This is a genomic window from Streptomyces sp. NPDC008086, from assembly GCF_042957325.1.
Taxonomy (GTDB): domain Bacteria; phylum Actinomycetota; class Actinomycetes; order Streptomycetales; family Streptomycetaceae; genus Streptomyces.
On record NZ_JBIBIA010000002.1, the window covers coordinates 743683 to 769678 of the forward strand.

The 25996-nt window shown below is 69.9% G+C and carries 25 protein-coding genes and 1 tRNA gene; 9 read left to right on the forward strand and 17 right to left on the reverse strand.

What is annotated here, in order from left to right; genetic code table 11:
• Position 1: 1 nt before the first annotated feature.
• The 11 genes from ACFZBP_RS09305 to ACFZBP_RS09355 form a co-directional block, all read right to left on the reverse strand.
• On the reverse strand, positions 2 to 829 hold the full coding sequence (locus tag ACFZBP_RS09305; RefSeq protein ID WP_391411327.1) for a bifunctional DNA primase/polymerase: 828 nt from the start codon (positions 827 to 829) through the stop codon (positions 2 to 4).
• Complete coding sequence (locus ACFZBP_RS09310) at positions 826 to 1554, reverse strand: DNA methylase (protein ID WP_391411329.1); 729 nt, start codon at positions 1552 to 1554, stop codon at positions 826 to 828. Before ACFZBP_RS09310 ends, ACFZBP_RS09305 begins: the two co-directional genes overlap by 4 nt.
• A 91-nt stretch (positions 1555 to 1645) precedes the next feature.
• A complete protein-coding gene (locus tag ACFZBP_RS09315; RefSeq protein ID WP_391411331.1) occupies positions 1646 to 2107 on the reverse strand; it encodes a hypothetical protein in 462 nt (153 codons plus the stop codon).
• A gap of 175 nt (positions 2108 to 2282) precedes the next feature.
• A complete protein-coding gene (locus ACFZBP_RS09320; RefSeq protein WP_391411333.1) occupies positions 2283 to 4421 on the reverse strand; it encodes a hypothetical protein in 2139 nt (712 codons plus the stop codon).
• Positions 4421 to 4999, reverse strand: coding sequence for a hypothetical protein (locus ACFZBP_RS09325; RefSeq protein WP_391411335.1), 579 nt, complete (start codon positions 4997 to 4999; stop codon positions 4421 to 4423). The genes ACFZBP_RS09320 and ACFZBP_RS09325 overlap by 1 nt, the downstream gene beginning before the upstream one ends.
• Complete coding sequence (locus ACFZBP_RS09330; RefSeq protein ID WP_391411337.1) at positions 4996 to 5271, reverse strand: hypothetical protein; 276 nt, start codon at positions 5269 to 5271, stop codon at positions 4996 to 4998. Before ACFZBP_RS09330 ends, ACFZBP_RS09325 begins: the two co-directional genes overlap by 4 nt.
• Before the next feature lie 6 nt (positions 5272 to 5277).
• Positions 5278 to 5778, reverse strand: coding sequence for a hypothetical protein (locus ACFZBP_RS09335; RefSeq protein WP_391411339.1), 501 nt, complete (start codon positions 5776 to 5778; stop codon positions 5278 to 5280).
• Positions 5779 to 5824: 46 nt separating this feature from the next.
• Positions 5825 to 6196, reverse strand: coding sequence for an RRQRL motif-containing zinc-binding protein (locus ACFZBP_RS09340; protein ID WP_391411341.1), 372 nt, complete (start codon positions 6194 to 6196; stop codon positions 5825 to 5827).
• The gene (locus ACFZBP_RS09345) at positions 6196 to 7173 is read right to left on the reverse strand and encodes a DUF2637 domain-containing protein (RefSeq protein ID WP_391411344.1); all 978 of its coding nucleotides are present in this window, start codon (positions 7171 to 7173) and stop codon (positions 6196 to 6198) included. The genes ACFZBP_RS09340 and ACFZBP_RS09345 overlap by 1 nt, the downstream gene beginning before the upstream one ends.
• Positions 7170 to 7703, reverse strand: coding sequence for a hypothetical protein (locus ACFZBP_RS09350; protein ID WP_391411346.1), 534 nt, complete (start codon positions 7701 to 7703; stop codon positions 7170 to 7172). The genes ACFZBP_RS09345 and ACFZBP_RS09350 overlap by 4 nt, the downstream gene beginning before the upstream one ends.
• Positions 7700 to 7957, reverse strand: coding sequence for a DUF6284 family protein (locus ACFZBP_RS09355; RefSeq protein WP_391411347.1), 258 nt, complete (start codon positions 7955 to 7957; stop codon positions 7700 to 7702). Before ACFZBP_RS09355 ends, ACFZBP_RS09350 begins: the two co-directional genes overlap by 4 nt.
• Before the next feature lie 553 nt (positions 7958 to 8510).
• Here ACFZBP_RS09355 and ACFZBP_RS09360 point away from each other — a divergent pair.
• Both ACFZBP_RS09360 and ACFZBP_RS09365 read left to right on the forward strand, forming a co-directional pair.
• Entirely contained in the window at positions 8511 to 9305 is a 795-nt protein-coding gene (locus ACFZBP_RS09360; RefSeq protein ID WP_391411350.1) for a UTRA domain-containing protein, read from the forward strand.
• Positions 9302 to 9976: an ElyC/SanA/YdcF family protein gene (locus tag ACFZBP_RS09365; RefSeq protein ID WP_391411352.1), complete on the forward strand. Its 675-nt coding sequence runs from the start codon at positions 9302 to 9304 to the stop codon at positions 9974 to 9976. The genes ACFZBP_RS09360 and ACFZBP_RS09365 overlap by 4 nt, the downstream gene beginning before the upstream one ends.
• A 387-nt stretch (positions 9977 to 10363) precedes the next feature.
• Here ACFZBP_RS09365 and ACFZBP_RS09370 read toward each other — a convergent pair whose 3' ends face one another.
• Complete coding sequence (locus ACFZBP_RS09370) at positions 10364 to 11827, reverse strand: hypothetical protein (RefSeq protein ID WP_391411354.1); 1464 nt, start codon at positions 11825 to 11827, stop codon at positions 10364 to 10366.
• 492 nt (positions 11828 to 12319) lie between these two features.
• Here ACFZBP_RS09370 and ACFZBP_RS09375 point away from each other — a divergent pair.
• Positions 12320 to 12393: transfer RNA gene (locus ACFZBP_RS09375), tRNA-Ser, on the forward strand.
• Between the two features lie 84 nt (positions 12394 to 12477).
• Here ACFZBP_RS09375 and ACFZBP_RS09380 read toward each other — a convergent pair.
• From ACFZBP_RS09380 to ACFZBP_RS09395, 4 genes are all read right to left on the reverse strand, one after another.
• Positions 12478 to 12879 carry an amphi-Trp domain-containing protein gene (locus ACFZBP_RS09380; RefSeq protein WP_391411356.1) on the reverse strand — a complete coding sequence of 134 codons (402 nt, stop codon included), beginning with the start codon at positions 12877 to 12879 and terminating at the stop codon, positions 12478 to 12480.
• An 88-nt stretch (positions 12880 to 12967) separates the two neighbouring features.
• Positions 12968 to 13501 carry a DinB family protein gene (locus tag ACFZBP_RS09385; RefSeq protein WP_391411358.1) on the reverse strand — a complete coding sequence of 178 codons (534 nt, stop codon included), beginning with the start codon at positions 13499 to 13501 and terminating at the stop codon, positions 12968 to 12970.
• Between the two features lie 121 nt (positions 13502 to 13622).
• Positions 13623 to 14072 (reverse strand): hypothetical protein, encoded by a 450-nt coding sequence (locus ACFZBP_RS09390; RefSeq protein WP_391411360.1) that lies wholly within the window; start codon positions 14070 to 14072, stop codon positions 13623 to 13625.
• Positions 14073 to 14216: 144 nt separating this feature from the next.
• Positions 14217 to 15083, reverse strand: a complete 867-nt coding sequence (locus ACFZBP_RS09395; protein ID WP_391411362.1) for a bifunctional DNA primase/polymerase — start codon at positions 15081 to 15083, stop codon at positions 14217 to 14219.
• 386 nt (positions 15084 to 15469) lie between these two features.
• On the opposite strand from ACFZBP_RS09395, the gene ACFZBP_RS09400 reads away from it, so the two are divergent.
• The 6 genes from ACFZBP_RS09400 (at position 15470) to ACFZBP_RS09425 (ending at position 21270) form a co-directional block, all read left to right on the forward strand.
• A complete protein-coding gene (locus ACFZBP_RS09400; protein ID WP_383449598.1) occupies positions 15470 to 15793 on the forward strand; it encodes a hypothetical protein in 324 nt (107 codons plus the stop codon).
• 257 nt (positions 15794 to 16050) lie between these two features.
• A complete protein-coding gene (locus ACFZBP_RS09405) occupies positions 16051 to 17154 on the forward strand; it encodes an OB-fold domain-containing protein (RefSeq protein ID WP_391411365.1) in 1104 nt (367 codons plus the stop codon).
• A 29-nt stretch (positions 17155 to 17183) separates the two neighbouring features.
• The gene (locus tag ACFZBP_RS09410; RefSeq protein ID WP_391411626.1) at positions 17184 to 17582 is read left to right on the forward strand and encodes a MaoC/PaaZ C-terminal domain-containing protein; all 399 of its coding nucleotides are present in this window, start codon (positions 17184 to 17186) and stop codon (positions 17580 to 17582) included.
• Complete coding sequence (locus tag ACFZBP_RS09415; protein ID WP_391411367.1) at positions 17579 to 18745, forward strand: lipid-transfer protein; 1167 nt, start codon at positions 17579 to 17581, stop codon at positions 18743 to 18745. Before ACFZBP_RS09410 ends, ACFZBP_RS09415 begins: the two co-directional genes overlap by 4 nt.
• Before the next feature lie 146 nt (positions 18746 to 18891).
• Positions 18892 to 19452, forward strand: coding sequence for a SigE family RNA polymerase sigma factor (locus ACFZBP_RS09420; RefSeq protein WP_383449595.1), 561 nt, complete (start codon positions 18892 to 18894; stop codon positions 19450 to 19452).
• Positions 19453 to 19593: 141 nt separating this feature from the next.
• On the forward strand, positions 19594 to 21270 hold the full coding sequence (locus ACFZBP_RS09425) for a long-chain fatty acid--CoA ligase (protein ID WP_383449594.1): 1677 nt from the start codon (positions 19594 to 19596) through the stop codon (positions 21268 to 21270).
• Positions 21271 to 21405: 135 nt separating this feature from the next.
• On the opposite strand, the gene ACFZBP_RS09430 is transcribed toward ACFZBP_RS09425, so the two are convergent.
• Complete coding sequence (locus ACFZBP_RS09430) at positions 21406 to 25713, reverse strand: PAS domain-containing protein (protein ID WP_391411369.1); 4308 nt, start codon at positions 25711 to 25713, stop codon at positions 21406 to 21408.
• Positions 25714 to 25996: the final 283 nt, after the last annotated feature.

Below are 25996 nucleotides of genomic sequence, written 5' to 3' on the forward strand. Positions count from 1 at the left end.
CTCAAAGCCCCAACGTGGTACGTGCGTTGGTCCACGCATCCATGCAGTGCCGGGCGGTCTCGCCCTTGGCCTGAGCGGCGGTGAACAGGCGGGCGATGTGATCCTCGGTGAGGCAGCCGCACCGGCCGTGCGTCGAGAGCACGGCCAGGAACGTCCGGTACACGGCCGTGTGCACGCCGCTGGACGTCTCGGTGATGCGCTGCTCCGCCATGGCGATCCCGCGTTCGAGGTAGGCGGGGCTGCGGTGGCGGCATTCCCCGCCTCCGACCGGCGCGGGCACCCTGACGGGTACGGGTGCCGCGGGCTTGGCTGCGGTGAGCGCGCGCACGACGTCGGGCAGCGCGGCCATGGTGCCCGTGCCAGATCCGAGCCAGCGGGCGTAGGCCATGGTGGACTTGATGTCCACGCCGGGCCGCACGCCGTTGGCCGACGGCATCGTCCCGACGTAGAGCCAGTGCTCACCGCGGGTGGTGGGCACGATCCGGGTGGCGGGCAGCGTCTCGCGGGCCCACGCGATGGCGTCGGCGTTGTCGCAGTCGACGACCGTCAGCCCCGCCCCACCAGGGTGGTAGGCGACCGCCGCGGCGCCCTGCCACGCGGTCGCCCATGCCGGCGAGATGATGACGGCGGAGTCTGTGGTGGCGGCGGCCCAGCCGTGGCAGGGGGCAGGGCAGGTGCAGGGGCCGGGGGTCTTCATATTCGGCCGGCCGCCGCATGCGTTGTCGGCGCAGCGTCGGCAGTTGCCGAACGGTACCTTGCCCGCCCGCAGCGGCAGGACCGGAATCCGGGAAGCGGCCAGGTCGAGGGCGGCGCGCAGTTGCTCGTTCATGCCGCCACCCCCAGGCTGGCGCGGGAGACGCGGAAGGCACGGCCGATGTACTCGCCGTAGGCGGGCGGGATGGCCTCGGTCAGTTCCTCGCGCACGTTCGTCCAGGTGATGCCCATCGCGGCCTGGAGTTCCTGGACGGTCGGCTTGCCACCCCCGTTGCCGTAGGGGGCGACGTAAGGGCCGTCGTGATACTCGCCGTGGCGGTAGCCGCGCACCCGCCCCCGGTGACGGGGGTGAGCCGGTTGGGGGGCGGTCCAGCCACCCAGCTCGAAGTTGCGGTGCCGGATCACGTCGAGCCCGTACATCTCGCCGCACAGCCAGAGGTCTTTGCGGATCTCGGCACGCCCGTTGGGCTGCTCGATGACGTACGGCAGACCCGTCTCGTCGAGCAGCGCACGGGTGGGTGCCACGAGGTCTTCGTGTGTGCCGCCCCACCCCTTGGACTGGTTGGTGCCGATGGTCAGGGAGCACTTGGCCTGGCAGGGCGGCGAGGCATGCACGAACACGTACCGCTCGATCTCCCCCGTGGTGATCAGGTGGGCGAGGTACTCCAGCGCGTCGCCCCGGTGGTAGGTGAAGGGGTAGTTGGGCCGGTCGGCGATGTCACAGCCGTGCACGCGGAAACCGGCGCGCAGGTAGCCCATCGCGGCGCCGCCGGCGCACGAGAACAGGTCCAGCAGCAACGGCCGCTGGCCGTCTCGCCGAATGTTGGTCGGTTGGGTCATGCTGGATGTCTCCAGTTCCTTGATGAGTGACTGGCTGACAAGGGCGGCCCCGCGATCTTTGGCGAGACGGTGGGGGCCGGCCTTGGCGTAGCTAGCCGTGGAAGTGGCTGCGCTTGATGACGGCCTTGCGGATGTTGACCGTGCTGCCGCTCCCGCCCTTGGTGATGGCGCGGACGGGGGTGCGCCAGGCGAGGACGGCGAGAGCGATCCACATGGCGGCGCCGGAGCCGAACCCGGCGGCGGCGTTGATGACTTCACCCACGCCGTAGCCGACGCCGGCCGCGAAGGTGCCGCCGCCGATCCCGGCGCCGATGAAGCGCTGAGCGATCGGGTCCAGCAGGGGCAGCGGGGTCAGGTCGCGCGGTTCGGTGGCGGGAACCGGGGGCGGGGCGAGGTGCTTGGGCATGGGCACCATGCGGCCGTAGGCGTCCGGGACCCAGACGACCGGCCCGCGTTCGCCGTACAGCTCCACCGGCCCCTTTACGGGGTGCTGGAGGGGTTGTATCGAGGTGTTCGGGGTGGGGGCCTGGTAGGGCTCAAGGGGGTAGGTCACGACCGGTTCTCCGATCACGGATCGTGACTGTCAGAGGGCAGGGGCTGACAGTCAGACGGGGGTGTCAGGCCCGTTGTCAGGCCGGAAATCGCTGACTTCCCTATAGGCCGGGCCGCGCCCTGACTGTCAGAGTCAGAGCGCGGCCCTGACAGTCAGGGCGTCACGGTGGGTAGTGCTAGGCGGCGACGGCGATCGGGCGGACGATGGTGTACTCGCCCTGTCCGTCGCGCTGGAGGACGCCCTCACTGGTGAGCTTCTTCAGCTCGCCCTGGAGCCACGGGCGGGAGCGGCCGGCCGCGACCGTAGCGGGGATCAGGTCGCCCGGCTCGAACGTCAGGCGGCCCTGGGTCGCCCATCCGTCGATCTCGCTGTAGAGGATCGATCGGGCCTCGTCGGTGGACGGCTTGGCCGCCTGCTCGAAGGTGAGGTCGGTCTCCGGGTCGGCGTCGGGTACGTCGTCGTCCAGGCGGAGTCGGGCGTAGTCGGCGTCCGGCTCGGGATCCGCCGGGATCTGCGACATGACCTCGTGGTAGGCGTCCTGCAGTTCCATGGCGGCGGCCTCCTCTACCGCAGGGTCCACGGCGTCGATGTCGTCCGTAGTGCCGTCCGCGTCCTCGTCCCAGGCAGGCTCGGGGGCGGCGTGCAGCGGGGCAGGCATGGTGCCGGGGGTGGTGCGGTTGGTGCCGCGGTGAGTGCGCTGCTCGTACGCCAGCCCGGCGGCCCGCGCGGACTCCTCGTCCAGCGGGTCACGGACCGCGGCGGCGGCCACCACCATCTCCCGGATCTGCTCCTTGACCGTCTTGGTCAGGGAGCCGCGCACTTCGGTCGTCCACCGCTTGGCGGGGATGCCCATGCCGGTGGAGAAGCCGTAGCCGGGCCGGTCCGCTCCCCAGTCCGGGACGGCGCCGGAGTCGGTGACGCGGTCGGGGAGGCAGAATCCGGCGTCGGAGGCTTCGTCGACTCCGAAGCAGGCGGCGGCCTGGAGGTTGGTGCGCACGTCGATGTCCATGTTTTTCCAGGTGGCGCGCTGGAGGCTGATGACCAGCCAGACGCCTACCGACCGGGCCGTGCGGGCGATCTTGGAGAGAACGTCGAAGTCGGCGACGTCGGCGGCCTCTTCGATCCACACCACCATCGCGTTCAGCTTCGACGCCGGGGTCCACTGGTCCAGGCCCTCTTCCGCCAGTGCGGTGCCGCGCTCGGCGATCACCCCGGGCAGACAGCGCAGCATGGCCTTGGCCTCACGGGTGCCGCCGCGCTTGCGGTCGACGAACCAGTCCAGGCCCTCCTGCATGTGCCCGACGGTCTGCTCACCCTTGGCTAGGTCGATCAGCCAGATGCTGAGCTTGCGGCGGGTCATCAGGTGCGCCAGAACCGTGCGGGCGAACTCCGACTTGCCGGAGCCGGTGACGCCCATGACCAGCAGGTGCTGGAGGATCTCGGCAAGGAACGGGTTGATGAACCACACCTCGCCGTCGGCGTACAGGCCCACCGGGATCGGCTCTGTCGGCAGCAGCCCGAGTTCCTGCGGGGGCTGGAAGGGCACGCCGTCCTTGAGCAGGTCGGCGACGCGGGCGGAGAAGCTGCCGCGGGCGGCGTTGTCCGGGTTGCGGTCGACGGTGACCGCGGACGGCGGCACGTGCAGGGCCGCGGCGAGCTTGGGAGCGGCGGCCTGCACGTCCTCGATCGTCTTGCCCGGAGGCACGACGACTTCCGCCTTCACCGTGCCCTTGCCGTTGCCACGCGCGTTCTTGACCTGCACCTTCTCCAGCCCGATGGCTTCGGCGAGCTTGCCCAGGCCGGTCGACTCGGTCTCTTCGGTCTCGTCTTGGGCGTTGCGCATGATCTGGCGCACGTTCCACGACGCGGCGAACAGCCCGCCCCCGAGCAGCCACAGGTCTGTCATCGGGTGACCGAAGGGACCTGCGGACACCGAGCAGGTGAGCCAGCCCATGCCGGCGGCCACGCTCGCGGTGGCCTGCACGCGCCGGTAGCGGCGGAACTTGTTCGTCCCGCCCGCCACCGCCCAGGTCACGGCGGACAGCAGGACACCGCCCGCGCCCATGCCGGCGGAAGCGAGCCCCGCCGACAGCGCGCTGTCGCCCCACATCTCGTTGACGCCCCACCCGGCGGCGGGCGGGAGGACGGCGGCGCCGATCCACGGCGGCAGGTACGGTGCCGCCTTGGCAGCGATGTGGCTGCCAATGGTGGACAGGATGCCGCCCCGCCCGCCGGGCAGGGTGGCCAGCGTGTAGCCGTTCTGGCCGTCCCACCCGCGCATGGCGGGGGTGTTGTCGCGCTCGCGGCGGGCCATCAGTCCTCCCCGATCGTGAACGTCGGGCGGGCCGTCTTGCCGTTGCGCCGCTGCTTGGCCTCCTGCTCCGGCTTCACGAAGTGCCGGTCGAAGGCGTGCGCCATCTTCAGCGCACCCACACCCAGAGCCTTGGCGGCCTCCGCGGACACCTTCAGGTGCGCGGAGACCAGCCGGGCCTTGATCCGGGACTGCGCGCCGAAGGTGTACCACTTGCCCTTGTACGTCGACAGCACGCCGTTGACCTCCTCGGCACGCATGCCCAGGATCAGGTACAGCTCGCGGCCCAGGTGGTTGATGGCCTTGCCCAGAGCAAGGATGTCCTTGTCGGAGCGCAGCTCGATCCGCTCCACCAGGTGGATCAGCCGGTCGCCCTGGTGCCGGTCGGCCGCCCCGCCCCCACCGGACTCACCGTTAAACCCGCCTGCCCCACCGCCGTTGCCGTTGGTGGAGCCGAAGTTGACGTTGTAGGTGCGTTCCTTGTGGGTGTGCCTGCTCCGGCCGCCCGAGGGGGCGCCGCCGTTGCCGGTCGCACCAAAGGGGGCCTGACCGGCCGAGGCGCCGTTGGGGGGAGTGCTCACGAGTCGTCCTCCTCGAAGACGGTGATGGACCCGAGCAGGGGCGAAGTCGCGATGTGGTCGACGGACCAGCCGTCGTCCACCGCATCGGCGGCCTGCTCGATGAGCCGGTGGGAAGCCGCGAACCGTGCCGTGACGGCCGCGGCGTACAGGTCGATGGGGCGCCACCGGGACTGACCCGAGACGGCATGAACGAAGGCGCCCAACCAGCCGGCCGCCCGCGAGCCGAAAGCCCACGAGCGGTCCAGCCAGGCGGCGCGGCGCGCGCCGAACACGGCTGCTCAGCCCTTCCTGCGGATGACCAGCCACGCCACCTGAGCGGCCACCGTGATGACCAGCCACAGCGTGAACAGCGGACCGGCCAGCGGACCGAACCCGGCGGCCAGCGCCAGCCAGGACAGCGCCGCGGTGCCCAACACCGTGAAACCGGCACGCCACCAAGTGACCGAGCGGCCGGCCGGACGGCGACGCTGGGCGATGAGCAGCCACACCAGCGGCCCGGCGGCGAACGGGGCGAGGACCAACCCGGACCACCACGCCCACCAGTGCAGGACGCCAGCAGAGACCAGGGCCGTAAGGCCAAGGGTGAGCGGGGCGAGACCGACTCGGTGGTCCCACAGCAGACGCACGCCGAACGCGGCGAACTCGCGGGCAAGCGAGGGACGTTCGGGCATCACGAACACCAGCGGCTGAGCGCCGCGGCGCCCGTGCTGGCGCGGGATACGGACAGTGGCGGCACCCGCGGGCACCTTCTGGACGCGGGTACGTGTACGGCTGGACACAGCGAAACTCCTTGACGAGAAGGGGTGGTTGAGGTGCTGTGCGAGTTCAGGCGGCGGCACGGTCGGGAGCGCAGGGCTCGCACGTGCCGATCGAGGTGCGGATGACATAGCCGACGTCGCGGAGGCATGCGGGGCAGGTGCGGCGGGGGCGCATCATCGCTTCGTGCGCCCGCCACCGCGCCGGCGTCATGGGCCGCACGGGCTTGGCCAGGTCGATCCGGTACAGGTACGCGGCCGCGATGCCGCGCGGGTGGCGCCACAGCACTTGAGCGGCGATCTCCTGACCGCCCGGACGCAGCCCACGTGCCCGCAACTGTCGGCGCGTGGCCAGACCCTCCGGGGCCATGTGAAGCGGGTAGGTGGGGATGCCGTACTTGGCGCCGTCCGGGTCCCAGAACCGGACGCTTATGCCGCCCATTACTGGCCCGCGATGGCGAGTTCAGCGCGACCGTCGGCGGCAGGCTCGCGGTGCTCTGCGTAGCGGGCGGAGACCCAGCCGACCGACCAGCCGCACAGCTCCGCCGCGCGCCGCACCGACACGCCCTCGGCCACCGCGGCGGCGATGATCCGCCGGGCGTGGTCCTCGGGCAGCTTGGTGTTCACGGGCGGGCCGTCCAGCAGCACCGCGCGTTCACGCCTCGCCTGTTCGGCGCGCTTGCGCTCCTCTTCCTCAGCCCGCTGCTGGGCCTGCTGTTCAAGCGCCTGCCGCTCTTGTTCACGGCGTTCACGCTCGCGTTCACGGCGTTCACGACTCTCCCGCTCGGCAGCCTCCGCCCGCTCCCGGGCCTCGCGCTCCTCGCGCCGGGCCCGCTCCTCCCGCTCAGCCTGCTCACGGGCCAATGCGGCTTCGTGTTCACGCTGTTCACGCGCCAGCCTCGCCGTGTGCTCGCGCTCCTCCCGTGCCTCGGCACGGGCCCGCTCCTCGCGCTCGCGGGCCGCCTCCTCCCGCCGCTCCCGCTCGGCCCTCTGCTTGACTTCCAGAGCCGCCACGGCGTGAGCGATGGCCCGCCGGTAGGCCAGGCTGGTCTCCGCCGTGACGATCAGCAGCAGCGGCGCCACCGAGTGCACAGCCACCCCGACCAGGTCTTTCTTCAGCGCGGAGTCGGCCGTGTTGAGCGCGAGGGTCATCAGGCCGGTCATCCAGCGCAGGGTGACGGGCCACCGTCCGCCGTGCCCGCCCAGGCGGGCCAGCACGTCATCGAGCTTGACCACGATGACCACCGCGGCATCCACCACGAGCGGCAGAATCGGCGCCGTCCAGTCCCACTCATCCGCCGTATGCGCGGCCATCAACGGCGTTACGGTCAGGATTGAATAGAGCATCGCCCCGCACACGATCAGCCACGTGCCACCCGACAGGGCACGCTCCGCTGAACGCGTCTGAACACTGTTCACGCCGCCTCCCCCATCGACCTCGGAACAGGCATGAACGCGCGGCGGAACCCGTTGGAGGCGGCGTCGTAGATGAACGCCTCACAACGCCACTCGGACGCAGACGGCGGGCGTTCACGCGCGGGCACCCACGGGGTGCCGGCGGGCACTCCGTGCGTGGCGGTGTCGGCATAGGCGTCCTCACGGGAGGCATAGACGGTGTGCGGCTCGCCGTAGTGCAGCAGCACCGTCAGCGTCCGCCCCTCCATCGACTCACCCTCCAGCTCCTTGCGAAGCCGCTGGATCTCGATGTCCTTCAGCAGCAGCTGCTGCTGCGCCACGGACAGTTCCTCAACCGCGTGGGCCAGGAACTTGCCCACCTCGGCGGCGGCAGCCTCCGCCCGCTCCGCGCGGTCAGTGCCGGCGTACAGCTCCCGCACGTGCCGGCCGAACGCCTCGTTCGCAGCACCGCTGGTCTGCCGGGCGTGCTCGCGGGCCGCGCCCGCATCGGCGTCCAGCCGTTCCAGACGGGCCGCGGTGACGATGCGGATCACGCCGCCTCCCCCGCGGTCGCGCGGTTGGCCAGCGCAACGCGCTCGGCCAGCACCTTGTGCACTGCCTTGCGCAGCCGCCGCTCGTCCAGCTCGTTCGGCGTCCGGTCCAACAGGGCGATACGGACGTCCAGCAACTCGACTTCCGCGTCGATGAGCGGCGTCTGGACCGCGATGGCGTTCAGCTCCGCGGCCGTCGGCTCGCGGTCGAACTCGTCGGCGGTAACAACCGCCTGAACAGCACCGATGTGCCTCATGGGTCGTGTTCCTCTCGAAGGTGGGAACGGCCCGAACAGCACCCCCGGAGGGCCTAATCTCCGGGGGTGCACGCCGTTGGTGGTGAAGCCGCGCGAACCTCGCGCGGCACGGCCACTGAGCAGCGGCCAAAGTGCCCCGGACCGGACTCGAACCGGTCAGGCTGCCTTCGGGGCTCCGCGATCTTTGCCCTTGTCTCACCGCACGTGTGGATCACTTGTCCGCCCCGCAGGGACGGCATGGGAGAAGGTGCTTGCTGCTCGTGCGGCAGGGCCTACGGCTTGTCGCTGTTGCCTGATGCTTCTGACGGCCGCTCTTCCCATGTGCAGGCTGCGGTGCGCCCTCTGTTCAGTTCTCAACGAACGACCGGCTCAGGGCCCCACATGAAGGCGAGCCATCCCGAACCGGCACTACCTGGAAGCAGCCCAAAGAAGGACCCTTCCGGCCCGCTGTCCTAGGACTGCGAGCGGCTTGAGAAGACGATGGCACGCAGTCCTAGGACTGTCAACAGTCCTAGGACTGTGGTTCACTGGTTCGCGTCGAGAGGAGTTCTGCGTGGCACCGAAGTGGCGCGAACTGGCGGACAGGTTCGCGGAGCAGATCAAGAGCGGTGAGTATCCGCCGGGCGCCCAGTTGCCCCAGATCAGAAAGCTTGTCGAGGACGGGGAAGGCTCGAAGGAGACCGTCCACAAGGCCTACAAGGCCCTGGAGGCTGAAGGCCTCGTGACGTCGACGCGCGGACACGGCACCGTGGTGCGTCCGCGTGCTCCGCTCAAGCGATTGGGCATCGCCCGGTACGACAAGGCGAAGTGGCGCGACGGTGACGAAGTCGCGTTCATCGCTGACCGCGTCGCATCGGGACGTGAGTACAAGCGCAACGAGCAGACACAGACCGTGAGCCGCGTCGAGGCAGACAGCCTCGTAGCGGAGGGGCTGGGCATCCCAGTCGGCTCCGAGGTATACGCACGCGCCCGACTCGTGAAGGAAGGGGTGCAGCCGACTCACACGCTGACCAGCTACTACAGGCCGGAGCACGTCGAGGGGACACGCATCGTCGACCCCACGCCGGGCCCGGCCGGCCGTGGCGGCGGATACCGGGTCCTCTACGACGCCGGATACGAGATCGACCACATGAGAGAGGCCCTTTTCGCTCGCGTCCCGACAACGGACGAAGTGCAGCTCCTACAGCTCCCCGCCGGTGAGCCCGTAGTCGAGCTGCACCGGACCACGTACACCGCAGATGGCACGGTGGTTGAGTTCGCGGTGGGCATTCACTCGGCTTCTCGCTTCGCGTGGGAGTACGACTTCAAGGTTCCCGACTCGGCACAGGACAGGAAGGGGCAGGAATGATCTCGGCACAGGCATGGGCGGATGCTCGACTCCTGTGGGACTACCACTTCATGCATCACGAGCCACGGCCGTGTTCGGTGGCCGTTGGTCTGGGCAGTCACGACCTCGGTGTGGCTGACGTGACAGCCGAGCTGTACCACCAGGGCATGGCGCCGGTCATCGTCTTCACGGGGGCCACCAGCCCCACGACCCGGGCGCGTATGCCGCGCGGTGAGGCTGTCCACTACCGAGAGCGGGCGTTGCAGCTAGGGGTGCCCGATTCGGCAGTACTCCTGGAACCGCGTGCCACGAACACGGGCGAGAACATCGAGTTCACGAAAGCGGTGCTGGCAGAGGCCGATGTCAAGGTCTCGTCCGTCCTGCTCGTGAGCAAGCCGTACGAAGAGCGGCGCTCGTACGCCATGATGCGGAAGAAGTGGCCCGAGGTCGAAGTGGTGTGCGCGTCCACGCCGATGGGCTTGGAGGAGTACGCCGACTCCATCGGGGACGCTCGCATGGTGATCGACATGATCGTGGGCGCCCTGCAACGAGTGCTCGTCTTCCCGAGGTTGGGCCTGGCCATCGAGCAGGACGTACCTGACACCGTTGCAGCCGCCTTTGAGCGGCTGTGCGTCGAAGGCTTCACCAGCCGACTCATGCCGGCTGACGTTGCTCCCCGCCCCGGCACCTGATGCCAAGGTGGGCATCGGCCCGCCCTGAGCTGCGTTCTGAACTTTCCCTGCCTCATCAAGGCCCGCGCACGGCGCGGGCGCGCGCCGCCTCGACGGCGCGGCCTGCCTCCTGTCTTCGCCCCGGCTGGCCGCGCCCGGCGGCGCGCTGCATGCATGCGGGCGAAGGAAGGAAAACCCTCTGTGGCTGAGGCCGGTCGGCTCCACGGCTTTAGGCAGCCACTTTGGCGCGAGCCTCGAAGATCATGGCCCAAGATCGGGCACTAACGGGCAGGCTCACAAACCTGCCCGATCCGCGGGCCAGCGTAATGGGCCATGATCACTCGCGCCAAAGCAGCTCCAGCCCAAAGCCGCTCCACCGACCTAGTTGTCACCCTTGAGTCTTTCGAGTCACTCGACGTCACCCAACGCAGTTGACGGCTTGCACCGCTTGCAGAGAAGAGCAGAGGTCAAGTCGATTTGTCCGATGGATCGCCGCTTAAAGTCGGCTCGCACCAAGCCGCAACGCCTAGTGTGCAGCATCGCGGTTTTGGGATTCTCGAAAAGTACTTGCTCGGCAAAATGCCAATCTTCCGGCACCTCTGCATTCCGAACCAGCTCTTGGTATTCGTCGGTTCCCCGAAGAGGCTCCAAGAGGGGCCACTCGATAAGATTATCAAGATCTATATCGCCCGATGCAGTCAAGCCCCTGAGTACCTGCATAGCCTCAGTTTTCTCGCCGAGGAGGCAATGCTTGGCCAGTACATATCTGGGACTCAGGGCAGCTACGCCCCAATCGTTCACCTCACGCAGGACATCCTTATCCCCCATTCTTTGCCTGGCGATCCAGGAGTTGACCCGAAAGAGCAGCTCGTCCTCCATGCTCGAAGAGATTTCAGCCCCATAGGAAGTGCACTTTTCGACTAGCTCATAGCGTCCTTTCGCGAGGTTCTGATATGCGAAATCATGTACACGGCTAACCACTCCCGAGCTATGCCCCGTCGCAAATTTCAGCGCGAGAGCACTCATGAGGAGGTACCCGAAGCAGAGGAGTTCATTGGTAGCCTTGTTGAGGTAATCTTCATCAACTTGCAGGTGATCCCCTTCCTTTACTCCCTTCCTAAGCCCCGCATCGACATTCTGCATGTAGCGGCGACTTGCATGCCCGCCGTTATGGACTATCACATGACGGCGCTGGAAAACCTCCTGCAAAAAATTCCAATCAATCGCATAATCTTCAAAATCTAGCTTCATTTTGTCGGCGAAAAATTTTCGCCAGTCGCCGAAGCTGCCAAACATGAACTCCTCGACACGGCGATCAATTGCAATTTTAATCGCATCTTCTAGGCTCTTCATCTCCTTAAGCTCACGCAAGGAGAATTCTTTACCCTTGTCCCTAGAGGACGCCTCTAGGGCTTGAGGTGCGATCTCATAGAAGTTGGACACCAGGCCAGCGAGTAGCACCTCAAAATTGCTCACCGCTGAAACAATGGTCGATTGAAGGAACATGGGCAGACGAGGTGAGCGACTCAGTGCCTCGTGGAGATGATGCATCCAGGCGGGACCCCATGACTCATCTTTCACCGCCTCCCACATGATATTCAAAGGGGATGGGCTTCGCCCCTCTTCGATCTCTTTTTCGTACCTTTTGAAGGCGTCGCCAATCTTTTTAAACTCTTCCTCGGTCAGACGCTCAAAAACTGGATCCATGACTGAAGGGAGGAAATCGGAATCCAACTTCTTGATTTGCGGTGACGCAACCGTCGCCACCTCCAGAAGCGCGTCCATGCTCCGCCAGAATTCTTCCCCGAGATATGCCACAGTGAACAGAAATTGTTCCTTGGGGTCCAACTCTTCCTCGTTTTCATGCGTCATGCATCCCACTGTAGGAGCCATCGCTCGGCTCTGCCGAAACTTCGTAAAACTTGCCGATTCAGCCCTCGGCGCGGGCAGCGGCACAAGCGCCGGGCTGGGCCGTCCCTGGGCCGTGCGAGGTTGGCCGACGATGACAGACGGCACCCATGGGTGACCGCCCCCACCCTGCTCTGGCCTGGGCCCCCAGAGTTGATCTGCCACACTGGAAGGGTTATGCCTGCACCCGGAGAACTGAGCTCAGATTCGCTGATCCCGTGCTCCGGGTCAGTGTCTAACTGCGTGACAACGCCAGCGAACAGCGGCGGACAACCGCGGACGTCTACGGACCGTCAGCGCGGGTGAACGCCGCACCGGCTCAAGGCGGCACCCCCGCTCAAGTTGCTTCGGGGCGAAGCGGTCTCGTGCTCAATGCGGGGGTTCTGTGGGCCATGTGTGGGCCAACGCGCTTGGACGCTCGACCGGTTGACGTATCGATGCAGGTCAAGGCATGGAAAGGCCGTGGCAGCACGGCGGTCTTGAAAACCGTCGTGGCAGCGATGTCACCGTGGGTTCAAATCCCACACCCACCGCGCTATGAGCAGTGCGGAAGGCCCCTGACCAGCGGAATCGGTCGGGGGCCTTCGGCGTCAGCGCGCGGGGCCGCGATCCGCTCAGGACTTCTTCGCGGCAGTGCGTTTCGCGGTTCTGCCTCCACCGGCGCGTGTTCCCCCGGAACCGGCAGTCGCGCTCCTCCGCCTGCCTCCGGCCTTCTCCGTGCCTCCGGCTTTATCCGTGCCCTCGGCCTTCGCCGCCTCAGACGCCTTGGACGCCGTGGACCGGGTGTCCGGCGAGATCGACCACTTGAGTTCGATCTCCAGCTCGATCTCCCCGTCATCGACCTCGACCTCGATTTCGCTGTGGAGGTCGGAGGGGACCCTGAGGCTCAGTGTCCACGGTTCGAGCTCCAGCTCGGCATCGCCGCCCTGCCGCAGCGCGTCCGCGAGCGCCGTGAGCTGGTGAGCCGCCTCGAGGCGTGACAGCGAGCGCTTCTGCTCAAACTTGAGGTCCGTCATGGCCTCTCCGATCCGGCACGCGAACAGCTGACATTCACATTCTGGAGCGAGTAGGCGAATGGGACATCTTGGTCACCAGGTCACCAGGTCAGTGCTCCTGCTGAGTCCGCAGCAGCAGCCGTAGCTGACCGATCTCCGCGACGTTCTTCATCAGCTCGGCGTTCACCCAGCCGATCATGCGGGCGACGGTGTACTGCGGGTCGTTCGGCGAGGGGAACGGTGCCGCGGCGTCCAGGGCCGTGTCGTCGTCGAGCGCGTCCAGGGCCGCGAGCCAGTCCGTACGCAGGTCGCGGAGCCAGGCGACGGTCGACTCGCCGTCGCCGGGCCAGGTGACGGCGGTGCGCTCCCGGGGCGGGCGGCCGTGCAGATGGTCGGCGGCCACGCTCCACCACCAGCCGATGTGCCAGCTCACCCAGGCGATCGTCGGCACGGGGACGGGGTCGGGCTCGGTGTCCGCCCAGTCCGGCACCCAGGAGCCGTCGTCGGCCTGACGCACCGTCCAGCAGAGCGGCCCGGGTTCCCACAGGAAGTCCTCGGGCCGCAGCCGTTCCAGGTGGTACTCGAACAACGCCCAGGTCAAGTCGAACTGCCAGCGCAGCAGCTCACGTCGGGAAGCGCTCATCGGCCGAGCCTGGCACAGGGGTTGCCTTCCGGGGCAAGCCGTTTTCATCGCCCTGGCCGGTTCGGCAGTACGGCCGGTTCTGGTTACCGCCACCTTATGGCGCCGCCCTGATCCGGCGCCCCTAGGACTCGTAGTCCCGCGCCAACCCCTCCCAGTCCACGCCCCGCAGCGTCTCCTCCGCGTCGTATCCGTCCGGCACGCGCGCGGTGGGCTGGAACCAGACGATGGTGAGGGCGGAGCGGCGTAGCACCGGGTCGTGGTCGCGATCGAGGGCCGTGGAGTGGAAGGCACCGACGCAGGCCACGGCGGGCAGCACCTCGACCGGGCCGTACGCGCCCGTGTACTGGTCGGGATACTCGCGCGGCGGCGGGACGAGATGCACCGGCACGGCGGGGTGGGCGCGGGCCGCGGCGCGGACGAGGACCTTGATCTTCCGGTCGTTGACCGGCTTGCACGGGTAGCCTTCCGGCGTCCCGAGTATGCCGAGCATGCCGCCGTACGTCGCGGACAGCCGCAGCTCGGAGAGGTCGAGCGAACGGCCGGAGGCGAGGACGACGCGGGCGAGCGACATGGTCGGCGCCTTTGGGCGGTGGTGCATCGTGCTCCCGTGCGATTTCAAGCCCCCGTCGAGTGTCTGGCGTCGGCGTCCGCGTCGAGGTCCGCATCGGCGTCGGAGTCCGGGTCGGAGCCGGCATCGGCGCCGAGGCGGCGTACGTCAGGGCCGGTGCCCCGTCATCCGCGCCGCCGACGCGATCGTCGCGCGGGCCTCGCGTTCCGTCAGGCCGGTGTCGAGCGCCGCCTCGACGAGGGAGTCGACGAGGGCTGGGCCGATGCCGTCCTCGTAGGCGCGGCAGGCGGCCCAGAACAGGCGGGTGTTGCGCTGGCCCTCGTGCGCGGCGAGCACGAACTGGACGAGCCCCTGGCCGTGGCCGCCGGCCGAGAGGGGCGCGAACTGGTGCGTGCGGGGCGGAGGGAGCAGAAGGCGCAGGAGGGCGCGCGGGCAAGGGGCGGGGCCGATGTGGGAGGTGCCGGGGGCGGTGCTGTAGACGCCGTGTTCGGTGCGGGAGCCGGGGCCGACGAGGTAGCCGCCGGCGCCCCGGATGTCGATGCCGGGTGCGAGGCGGCCCGCGGAGTTGGGGACGACGGCCTCCGGCGGGCCGGTCAGCCAGAGGTGGCGGCCGCCGCTCGGGGTCAGGACGACGACCGTGGGCGGAATCGTGAACAGGTGGCGCAGGGCCAGTTCGCGCAGGGCGGCGGAGGCGTCCGTACCGGACTTGGTGTCGAGGTCGATGCCGATGAGGTGGTGCGGAGGGAGGCCGCAGGCGATGCCGTAGCCCGTGGCCCAGGGGGCGGCGGCGAAGAGCTCACGGATGCGGGCGGGGTCGGTGGAGGCGTCGTAGACCCCGTGTCCGAAGCGGCCGCACTCGCCGTGGCAGGGGGCGGGGTCGGGATCGTCGCGGTGCGGGGAGCGCAGGGCCGGGAGCTTCGTCCGGGACAGGGGGATGACGGCCAGTCCGCGCTCGGCGGCTGACAGGGCGTGTGCGAGGGCCAGCGTCGTGGCCTGCCGGTCGGTGGTGGCCATGACTCCATGTTCGTACGAGTGTTCGAAAAAGGGAAGGGGTGACGGGTGTGACCTGGCCCTGGCGCGCCGGTCCTCGGTGAATGACCGAAGGGCTGCCGGAACCTTTCCCCTATTGGGGGCCTTGGGGTGGAACGGACCGTACTGCCCGCACTGCCCTGACGTGAGCGTTGGAAGTGGCGAAAGGGGTTTATCGACTTGTCATCACGCTTCAGGGCGAATAGGGGCTTACGGGATGGTTCGCCGGGGATTCGGTGGGCAACTCTGATCTCGCGACGTCGTGCAGAACTCCGGGGCGGTCGGCCAACTGCCTTGGAAAGCGCAGTACTTCATGCACCACCAATGCGTCCGGCGGGGAGCCTGGGCGCACCTGTTCTGGAGGAACAAACATGGCAAGCATCCGTACCGCCCGCGTCATCGCCGCCGTCTCCGCCCTCCCGCTGGCCGCCGTTCTCTTCGCCGGCGTCGCGACGGCGGACAACGGCGCCTTCGCGGACGACGGATCCAGCGCGGCCGTCACGAACGCCGCGCAGGGCCTCATCGGCAGCGGGGTCGGCGACAACTACGGCACCTCGGCCACCACCCAGCAGCAGGCGACCGGCTCCGGCGCCTCGAACCAGAGCAACACCGCCCAGGTCAACGGCTCCGCGTTCACGGCGGTCAACCAGGGCAACGACAACACGTCCGTCAACTTCACCCCCCTCTGGTGGTGAGCTGAGGAGGCCGGTGCCCGGTGCTCAGCATCGGCCTCCTCGGAGTTGTGTGGGGTGTGCTCTGTGGGGTGTGACGCGTCTGCGCGGCGGTACTTCGGTACCGCCGCGCAGACGTTTTTCCGCCGCCTCCTGCTGCTTCCCGCGACCTCCCGCTGCTCTCCGCAGCCTCTTCGCTGCTTTCCGCCGCTCTTCTCGGCCTTGACAGCCCACCACATCTGACGGACAGTCAGAAATCTTCGTGGAGCCAGCAAAAACTCATGGGAACCGGATCGGCGTTCGCGGTGTACCAGAAGTGTCAGTGCGATGCGCCGCGGGGCGATGAGGGCGAGGGGGCGACGGTGGGCTACGAGCCGGTGGTGAGCCATAGGGCGGACGTGGAGACGGGCGCGGCGGCCGAGGCGTTCGAGGCGCGGCTGAAGCTCTATGAGGGGCAGCGCGCCGCCGTGGCCCGCGTCGGCAAGGACCCCGTCAACGCACCCATGATCCGCCACTGGTGCGAGGCGATGGGTGACACCAACCCGGCGTACTCGGGACCGGACGCCATCGCGCCGCCCACCATGCTCCAGGCGTGGACCATGAGCGGCCTCTCCGGCCAGACGAGAGGCACGCACGCGTACGACGAGCTGCTCGGCCTGCTCGACGAGGCCGGCTACACCTCCGTGGTCGCCACGGACTGCGAGCAGGAGTATCTACGCCCCCTGCGGCCCGGGGACGAGATCACCTACGACTCGGTGATCGAGTCGGTCTCGGAGCAGAAGACGACCAAGCTCGGCACCGGGTACTTCGTCACGACCCGCATGGACATCCGCGTCGGCCCCGACCTCGCGGGCACCCACCGCTTCCGCATCCTCAAGTACGCGCCGTCACGTCGGGCGGACCGCCCGGCAGGCATCCCGACCCGGCGCGACCAGTCACCGAAGCCGTCACGTCCCCGCCCCGTCGTCAACCGCGACAACGCCGCCTTCTGGGAAGGCGTCCAGCGGCGCCGACTCCTCATCCAGCGCTGCACGGGCTGCGGCACGCTCCGCCACCCCTGGCTGCCCGGTTGCAACGCCTGCGGCGGACTCGACTGGGACACGGTCGAGGCGAGCGGGGAGGGGACGGTCTATTCGTACGTCGTGATGCACCACCCGCCCTTCCCCGCCTTCGACCCTCCCTACGCGGTCGGCCTGATCGAACTGGCCGAGGGCGTGCGGATGATCGGCAACGTGCTGGGGGTGCCGTACGACAAGGTGCGGATCGGCTTGCCGGTGCGGCTCGAATTCCAGGAGTACGACGAGGAGTTGGTGCTTCCGGTCTGGTGGGCCCAGGAGGCCCAGGAGACGCGGCAGATGCGCGAGAGGCGGGAGGTCGGCACATGAGGGGCCGTGAAGGGGTGAGCGGACAGCTTCTGGTGGCCGGTGACGAACTGCCCCCGCTGGAGATCCCGATCACCCGCACACTGATCGTCGCCGGCGCCATCGCCTCACGCGACTACCAGGACGTCCACCACGACGCGGAGTTGGCCCGCCAGAAGGGCTCCCCGGACATCTTCATGAACATCCTGACGACGAACGGCCTGGTCGGCCGCTACATCACCGACTACTTCGGACCGACGGCCGAACTGCGCAGGGTGGCCATACGACTCGGGGCACCCAACTACCCGGGGGACACGATGGTGTTGACGGGCCGTGTCGAGGAGGTCCACGGAGACACAGCGACGGTCCGGGTGATCGGCGCGAACGGGATCGGCAAGCACGTGACCGGCACGGTGACGGTCACGGTGCCGCCGTCGAAGGGTCCGGCATGAGCGTGCGGGCAAGAGACGCCCTGGCCGGGCGGGCGGCGATCGCCGGTATCGGGGCCACCGACTTCTCGAAGGACTCCGGACGCAGTGAGCTGCGGCTGGCCGTGGAGGCGGTGCGGGCCGCCCTGGACGACGCCGGGCTCACGCCGGAGGACGTGGACGGGATGGTGACGTTCACGATGGACACGAGCCCTGAGATCACCGTGGCCCAGGCCTGCGGCATGGGGGAGCTGTCCTTCTTCTCCCGGGTGCACTACGGCGGTGGCGCCGCCTGTGCGACGGTCCAGCAGGCGGCGCTCGCCGTGGCGACGGGCGTCGCGGAGGTGGTCGTCTGCTACCGGGCCTTCAACGAGCGGTCGGGCCGGAGATTCGGCTCGGGCGTGCAGCACCGGGAGCCCTCGGCGGAGGGCACGGCGCTGGGCTGGTCCCTGCCGTTCGGGCTGCTCACCCCGGCCTCCTGGGTGGCCATGGCGGCCCAGCGGTATCTGCACACCTACGGGCTGACGCCGGAGGTGTTCGGACATGTGGCGGTGACCGACCGCAGATACGCGGCGACCAACCCGGCCGCCTACTTCCACGGCAGACCCATCACCCTCGCCGACCACGCGGCCTCGCGCTGGATCGTCGAGCCGCTCAGGCTGCTGGACTGCTGCCAGGAGACGGACGGCGGCCAGGCGATCGTCGTCACCTCCGTCGAGCGGGCCCGTGACCTGCCCCACCCGCCGGCCGTCATAGCGGCGGCCGCCCAGGGTGCCGGCCGGGGGCAGGAGCAGATGACGAGCTTCTACCGGGACGAGCTCACCGGACTGCCCGAGATGGGCGTGGTGGCGCGGCAACTGTGGCGGACCGCGGGGCTGGGGCCGGGGGAGATCGACGTGGGGATTCTGTACGACCACTTCACCCCGTACGTCGTCATGCAGCTCGAGGAGTTCGGGTTCTGCGGGAAGGGAGAGGGAGGGGGCTTCGTGGCCGAGGAGCGGTTGCCGCTCAATACGCACGGGGGGCAGCTCGGGGAGGCGTATCTGCACGGTATGAACGGCATCGCGGAGGGAGTGAGGCAGGTGCGCGGGACGTCCGTGAACCAGATATCCGGGGCGGAAAGGGTGCTGGTGACGGCGGGGACCGGGGTGCCGACGTCGGGGCTGGTCCTTACTGCCGACCGATGACCCCCAGGGGTAATCCCGCAGTAGGTGTCCCCCGCTCGTCCACCTTCAGGAGGTGGAGTCAGCCCCACCCCTACAACCTGAGGCGGACGTGGCTTCGGCACCTGCGGCCGATCCGCTGCAGCAGGGCCCGCTCATAGCGTGGAGCCATGACCACACCCGTCTGCACCAGCGCTTCCGACGCCGCGACGCGGTCCCTTCCGAACGCGATGTATCCCTCCTTCACGTCGTACATGAGGGCCCGCCAGCCGGTACTGCTGCGTACCGCCCGATCGCTGACCGCGAACCCCAGCGACGCCGAGGACCTGCTGCAGACCGCGCTCACGAAGACATACGTGGCGTGGGAGCGCATCGAGGACCATCGCGCGCTCGACGGCTATGTGCGCCGGGCCCTGCTGAACACGCGGACGTCGCAGTGGCGCAAGCGCAAGGTCGACGAGTTCGCCTGCGACGAGCTCCCCGAGCCCGAGCCGATGCCCGGTCACGACAACGACCCGGCCGAGCAGCAGGCGCTGCACGACGCGATGTGGCGCGCGATCATGCGGCTGCCGGCGCGGCAGCGGGCGATGGTCGTCCTGCGGTACTACGAGGATCTCAGCGAGGTCCAGACGGCCGAGGTGCTCGGCGTCTCCGTCGGCACGGTGAAGTCGGCGGTGTCGAGAGCGCTCGGGAAGCTGCGCGAGGACCCCGAGCTGGTGCTGGCCCGGTAGTCCAGAGGCTGGGCGGGTTTCACCGCACCCTTAGCGGGAGAGCTCTGTGAACGCAACGTGACATGATCGATCACCCGACCCTAGTGACATACCGCGCGGTATGCGCGCAGAATCTCCGCAACCCTTACTACCGCGTAGGCAATGTCGCCCCGGGAGGACGCCGTGCTGAGCACCATGCAGGACGTACCGCTGCTGATCTCGAGGATCCTGACCCACGGGTCGACGATTCACGGCACATCACAGGTCACCACATGGACCGGCGAGGCCGAGCCGCACCGCCGTTCCTTCGCCGAGGTCGGGGCCCGTGCGGCACAGCTGGCGCACGCCCTGCGCGAGGACCTGGGCGTGACCGGCGACGAGCGGGTCGCGACCCTGATGTGGAACAACGCCGAGCACGTCGAGGCCTACTTCGCGATCCCCTCCATGGGCGCGATCCTGCACACCCTCAACCTGCGCCTCCCGGCCGAGCAGCTGGCCTGGATCGTCAACCACGCCGCCGACCGCGTAGTGATCGCCAACGGTTCACTGCTCCCCCTGCTCGCCCCGCTCCTGCCCCACCTCAAGACGGTGGAGCACGTGGTGGTGTCGGGGCCGGGTGACCGTTCCGGGCTGGCGGACGCGGCCGTGCAGGTGCACGAGTACGAGGAGCTGATCGCCGGGAAGCCGACGTCGTACGACTGGCCGGAGCTGGACGAGCGGCAGGCCGCCTCCATGTGCTACACCTCCGGCACGACCGGGGACCCGAAGGGCGTCGTCTACTCCCACCGCTCGGTCTACCTGCACTCCATGCAGGTCAACATGACCCAGTCGATGGGCCTGACCGATCAGGACACCTCGCTGATCGTGGTGCCGCAGTTCCACGTCAACGCCTGGGGCCTGCCGCACGCCACCTTCATGACCGGCGTCAACATGCTGATGCCGGACCGCTTCCTGCAGCCCGCGCCGCTCGCCGAGATGATCGAGGGCGAGAAGCCGACGCACGCGGCCGCCGTCCCCACCATCTGGCAGGGCCTGCTCGCCGAGCTCACCGCGAAGCCGCGGGACGTCTCCACCCTCGGCCAGGTCACCATTGGCGGTTCGGCCTGTCCGCCCTCGCTCATGGAGGCGTTCGACAAGCTGGGCATGCGGGTCTGCCACGCCTGGGGCATGACGGAGACCTCCCCGCTCGGCACGGTCGCCCGGCCGCCGGCCCACGCGGTCGGTACGGCGGAGGAGTTCGCGTACCGGCTCACCCAGGGCCGTTTCCCGACGAGCGTCGAGGCGCGCCTCACCGGCCCCGGCGGCGAGCGCATCCCGTGGGACGGCGAGTCGGCCGGCGAACTGGAGGTCCGCGGCCCCTGGATCGCGGGCGCCTACTACAACGGCTCCGACGCCGAACCCCTGCGCCCCGCCGACAAGTTCAGCGAGGACGGCTGGCTGAAGACCGGCGACGTCGGCATCATCTCCCCCGACGGCTTCCTCACCCTCACCGACCGCGCCAAGGACGTCATCAAGTCCGGCGGCGAGTGGATCTCCTCGGTCGAGCTGGAGAACGCGCTGATGTCCCACCCGGACGTCGCCGAGGCCGCCGTCGTCGCCGTTCCGGACGACAAGTGGGGCGAGCGCCCGCTGGCCACGGTCGTGTTGAAGGAGGGCTCCACCACCGACTTCGAGGCCCTGCGCACCTTCCTCGCCGAGGAGGGCAAGATCGCCAAGTGGCAGCTCCCGGAGCGCTGGACGGTCATCGGGGCGGTGCCGAAGACGAGCGTCGGCAAGTTCGACAAGAAGGTGCTGCGCAGGCAGTACGCGGAGGGTGGGCTGGACGTCACCCAGCTCTGACGGGGCACCGTCGCGGGGGACGGGGAACTGTCGCAGGCCGGCCGCGGGTTGTCCGTGGCCGGTCGCGCCCACGCGGCAGCAGCCGCACATCGACACAGCCCCGCGCCCCTCGAACGGGCGCCGCCGTACCGTCCCTCAGTTGGTCCCGATCCTCGACAGCAGATCCACGATCCGCCCCTGCACCTCACCGCTCGTCGACCGTTCCGCCAGGAACAGCACCGTCTCGCCGGAGGCCAGCCGCGGCAGGTCCGCCTGGTCGACGGCGGCGGTGTAGACGACGAGCGGGGTGCGGTTGAGCTGCCCGTTCGCGCGCAGCCAGTCGACGATCCCGGCCCGGCGGTGATGCACCTGCATCAGGTCCATCACGACCAGGTTCGGCCGGAAGTCACCGGCCAGCGCCACCGCGTCCGCGTCGCTCGCGGCCCGCGCCACCTGCATCCCGCGCCGCTCCAACGTCGCCGTCAGCGCCAGCGCGATCTCCGCGTGCTCCTCGATCAGCAGCACCCGCGGCGGATGCTGCTCACTGTCCCGAGGCGCCAGCGCCTTGAGGAGTACGGCGGGATCGGCGCCGTACGCCGCCTCCCGCGAGGCCTGTCCGAGCCCCGCCGTCACCATCACCGGCACCGAGGCGGCGACCGCGGCCTGCCGCAGCGACTGCAGCGCGGTCCGCGTGATCGGCCCGGTCAGCGGGTCGACGAACAGCGCGGCCGGGAACGCCGCGATCTGCGCGTCGACCTCCTCGCGCGAGTGCACGATGACCGGCCGGTAGCCGCGGTCGCTCAGCGCCTGCTGGGTCGTCACATCCGGCGCGGGCCACACCAGCAGCCGCCGCGGGTTGTCGAGCGGCTCCGGGGGCAGTTCGTCGTCCATCGGCTGCGGCCGCGGAGTGTCGGCGACCTCGACGGCCCCGCCCGGCCCGTCCAACGGCTCGGGCCCTTCGGCCGCGTTCTCGTCCGGGGCGCCTATGGCGTACGAGCGTCCGGCGCCCTCGGTCATCGGCGCGAGCCGCGACTGCCCGGCCGGCGACGGCTGGGGCTGCGGCTGCCCGCCCAGGGAGGGCTGCGGTTGGGTCTGGGGCTCTGCGGGCACCGGCGGTTGGTCGGCCGACGGATGCGGGCGCGCCGTCTGCTCGGTCGCGGCACCGGCCCGCGCGGCCGGGTCGGGCGGCGTACCGAGCTTGCGGCGCCGTCCGCCGTTGGTCTGATGCGGGGGAGGCGTCGCCGACGACGGCGCGGGCTGCTGCACCTGGGCCGCCTGCCGCGTGAACGGCACACCCTGCCCCAGGGTCCGCACACTGATCGCGCGCCCCTGCGTCGAGTTCGGGTCCACCGGCGCGGCGGCAGTGGCGCCGGAGACGCCGGCCTCGGCCGGCAGCGGCTGGGCCGCCGCCCGCTCCTGCCGACCGGCACCGGTACCTGCCCCGGCAGCCGCGGCGGCCTCCGGCGGCAGCGGCGTTCCCGGCGCCGGAGTGCCCGGTGCGGGCTGGGGGGCGTTCGGATGCGGCGGTACGGCGGTGGCGGCGACGTTCGCCGGTACGGCCGTCCCGGCGTCCGGGGTGTCGTCAGCGGCGGGCCACGGCTGCGGGGCCGGGACACCCTGCGCCGGAGTGCCCTGCTCGGGTGCCTCGGCGGGAAGGGGCACACCAGGGGCGGGCTGGGGCTGCCCGGCCTGCGCTGGGGCTACCGGGGCTGCCTGTGCGGGAGCCGGCTGGGCCGAAGCCGCCTCCGCGGGCTGCGCCACGGCCCGTCGGCGACGTCCGGTCGGTGCGGTGGTGGGGTGCGGCTGAGGCGGGGTGTGGTCCTCGGCCTGGTCGTGCGGCACGGCATCGTGCCGGCCCTCGTCGGCCAGAACGTCCCCGGGAGCCCCCTGCCCGGGAACCTGAACCGGGACCGGAGCAGGAGCCGGAACCGGTGCCTGACCCGGAGCCGGAGCCACCGGCGAAGCCGGAGTCATGTTCGCGTGGGCGGCCGGAGCCACCGGCGCGCTCGGCGCGGCGGTGGCGTCGCCCGTCCCCTCCGCGGGCGCGGCACCGGCGCGGTCCGCCTCGGCAGGCGGCAGCGCGAACACCGGGCGGGGCCCAGCCTCCTGCGCCTGCGCGGCCGCGGCACTGCGCTCGGCCGCCGCGGCCAGCGCACGTCGGCGCCGCCCCGTCGGCTGAGGAGCCTCGCCCTGGCCGGCCGTACCTGCCGGACCGGACCCGGAAGGCGTCCGCGCGGAGTCACCGGCCGCGGGCAGGGCGGGCGGCAGAGCGTGCTGCTCCCCGCCGTCGCGCCGGGCGCGTCGTCCGGCGGGCGCGGGCACGCCCTGCGGCGGCACGGTCCCGCCCAGGTTGTTCCCGGCGGCCGCGGTCCCCGCCGCATGCTCGGCGGCCGTGACGACGGCCCCCTCGGCGACACCGCCGACGCCGTCCAGGCCGTCCGCGCCGTCCAGACCGTCCACGGAGTCCTGGCCGTCCTCGGCCGGCCGACCGCGCCGCCGCCCGGTACCGCCGGAGGCCTCGCCGCCCGCGTCACCGGTGCCCTGAAGCAGTTCGGGTGCTGCCGCCGCGCGCCTGCGCCGACGCCCGGTGGGCGCCGCACCCTCCGCGTCGGCGGCCCCGCCCTCGGCGTCGGCACCGGGCGTGTCGCTCTCCAGGAAGGCGTCCACGGAGGACCGCCGGGCCCGCCGCCGACCGCCACCGGCACCCTGCTCCATGCCCTGCTCTGCACCCTGGGCAACGCCCCCGGTCCCGTCACCGGCCTCCAGGGCGGCGGGGCCGCCGGGAGCCGCGGGCACGGCACCGGCACCGCCCCCGATGGGCACTTCGAGGACGTACGCGCTGCCGCTCATCCCCGGCACGTCGTGCGTCTGGAGCACACCGCCGTGGGCCCGCACGATCCCGCGCACGATCGGCTCGTGCACCGGGTCTCCCCCGGCATACGGCCCGCGCACCTCGATCCGTACGACCTCACCGCGCTGCGCCGCCGCGACCACGACGGTGTTGTCCAGGTAACCGCCCGCCGACACCGGGGAGTTCCCGGTCGCGTCGACCCCCGCCACGTCCGCGACGAGATGCGCGAGCGCGGTGGCGAGGCGCTGCGGGTCGACCTCGGCCTCGATGGGCGGCGCGTGCACGGCGAACTGCACCCGCCCGGGTCCGATGAGCTCGACGGCCCCGTCGACACCGGCGGCGACGACGGCGTCGAGCATCACCTTCGTACGGACGATCGCGTCGCCGCCCGTGTCGAGCCGCTGGTAGCCGAGGACGTTGTCGATGAGCGTCGTGATGCGCGAATAGCCGGCCGACAGATGGTGCAGCACCTGGTTGGCCTCGGGCCACAGCTGGCCCGCGTCGTCCGCGGCGAGCGCGGCCAGCTCACGGCGGAGTTCGTCGAGCGGGCCCCGCAGCGAGCGGGCGAGCAGCGTCAGCAGCTGCTCGTGCCGGCCCGCCAGTGCCTCGTACCGGTCCTTCTCCCGCTCCCCGAGCGCGGCGTACCGCTCCTCGCCCGCGGCGAGTTCCTCCTCGTGCCGCTCCTTGAGCTCCTCGAGTTCGGCGACCTGCTTCTGCCGCAGCGCGGTCAGCTCGGAGGCGTGCTCCTCGGCGAGCCGCTCCAGCTCCTCGGCGTGCTGCTGCTCGGCGGCGGTCTTCTCCTCGGCAAGGGCGTCGAAGGGCCGCCGGTCGGCGAAGGTCATCACGGCGCCGACGAGTTGGTCGCCGTCGCGCACCGGCGCGGTCGTCAGGTCGACCGGCACCTTGTCGCCGTTCTTGGCGAACAGCACCTGCCCGCGCACCCGGTGCTTGCGCCCGGAGCGCAGGGTGTCGGCGAGCGGGGACTCCTCGTACGGGAAGGGGGAGCCGTCGGGACGGGAGTGCAGGACGAGCGTGTGCAGCTCGCGGCCGCCCAGGTCGCTGGCCCGGTAACCCAGTATCTGGGCGGCGGCCGGGTTGACGAGGACGATCCGCCCGTCGGTGTCGGTGCCGACCACGCCCTCGGAGGCGGCGCGCAGGATCATCTCGGTCTGCCGCTGTGAACGCGCCAGCTCGGCCTCGGTGTCGACGGTCCCGGTCAGATCCCGGACGACGAGCATCAGCAGTTCGTCGCCGCTGTAGCCGTAGCTGTCGTAGGCCTGCTGGCTGTTCTCCAGATTCGCGGACGTGACCTCGACCGGGAACTCGCTGCCGTCGGTCCGCCGGGCCATCATCCGGGTCGGCTTGGTCCGTCCCTGCGGGTCCATGTGGTCGGGCCGCCGCATGGAGCCCGGGATCAGCTTCGAGTCGAACTGCGGCAGCAGATCGAGCAGCCCCCGCCCCACCAGAGCCGTCCCCGGTGCCTCGAAGGCCTCCAGGGCGATGGTGTTGGCGTTGACGACGGTCCCATTGGCGTTGACCAGCACCAACGCGTCGGGCAGCGCGTCCAGTATGGCTGCGAGGCGAGCAGCGCCTCGGGATGGCCTGCTGCTCACGAGACGCTTCCTCCCTGTTACCGCACCTTGCCGACCGCTCGGGCCATCTTGCCAACCGGCCCGCGGCGTGTCACGCGAGGGAGTCTAAGGGCTGGGGTTGCGCTCGCGACGCCGGATGAGAGGCAGGTCGCACGAGGAAGTGACCCAGAACGTATGACCGCCCCTGCCGACGTCCTTTCCTGTGCACTTCCGGTGCCATTCCGACTTCGCGAGACCTTCGCGGGACTTTTACGGGGCCGGTGCTTCCGCCATGGAAAGTCTGTGCGACGACGTACCGGACCCC

Coding starts and splice junctions, on each gene's coding strand:
- ACFZBP_RS09310 (WP_391411329.1), bottom strand. CDS start 1,554: ATGACCCAACCGACCAACATTCGGCGAGACGGCCAGCGGCCGTTGCTG.
- ACFZBP_RS09365 (WP_391411352.1), top strand. CDS start 9,302: ATGATCTCGGCACAGGCATGGGCGGATGCTCGACTCCTGTGGGACTAC.
- ACFZBP_RS09320 (WP_391411333.1), bottom strand. CDS start 4,421: ATGGCCCGCCGCGAGCGCGACAACACCCCCGCCATGCGCGGGTGGGAC.
- ACFZBP_RS09305 (WP_391411327.1), bottom strand. CDS start 829: ATGAACGAGCAACTGCGCGCCGCCCTCGACCTGGCCGCTTCCCGGATT.
- ACFZBP_RS09395 (WP_391411362.1), bottom strand. CDS start 15,083: ATGGCCACCACCGACCGGCAGGCCACGACGCTGGCCCTCGCACACGCC.
- ACFZBP_RS09370 (WP_391411354.1), bottom strand. CDS start 11,827: ATGACGCATGAAAACGAGGAAGAGTTGGACCCCAAGGAACAATTTCTG.
- ACFZBP_RS09420 (WP_383449595.1), top strand. CDS start 18,892: ATGACCACACCCGTCTGCACCAGCGCTTCCGACGCCGCGACGCGGTCC.
- ACFZBP_RS09415 (WP_391411367.1), top strand. CDS start 17,579: ATGAGCGTGCGGGCAAGAGACGCCCTGGCCGGGCGGGCGGCGATCGCC.
- ACFZBP_RS09380 (WP_391411356.1), bottom strand. CDS start 12,879: ATGACGGACCTCAAGTTTGAGCAGAAGCGCTCGCTGTCACGCCTCGAG.
- ACFZBP_RS09340 (WP_391411341.1), bottom strand. CDS start 6,196: ATGGGCGGCATAAGCGTCCGGTTCTGGGACCCGGACGGCGCCAAGTAC.
- ACFZBP_RS09355 (WP_391411347.1), bottom strand. CDS start 7,957: ATGAGGCACATCGGTGCTGTTCAGGCGGTTGTTACCGCCGACGAGTTC.
- ACFZBP_RS09405 (WP_391411365.1), top strand. CDS start 16,051: ATGGGAACCGGATCGGCGTTCGCGGTGTACCAGAAGTGTCAGTGCGAT.
- ACFZBP_RS09385 (WP_391411358.1), bottom strand. CDS start 13,501: ATGAGCGCTTCCCGACGTGAGCTGCTGCGCTGGCAGTTCGACTTGACC.
- ACFZBP_RS09390 (WP_391411360.1), bottom strand. CDS start 14,072: ATGTCGCTCGCCCGCGTCGTCCTCGCCTCCGGCCGTTCGCTCGACCTC.
- ACFZBP_RS09400 (WP_383449598.1), top strand. CDS start 15,470: ATGGCAAGCATCCGTACCGCCCGCGTCATCGCCGCCGTCTCCGCCCTC.
- ACFZBP_RS09425 (WP_383449594.1), top strand. CDS start 19,594: ATGTCGCCCCGGGAGGACGCCGTGCTGAGCACCATGCAGGACGTACCG.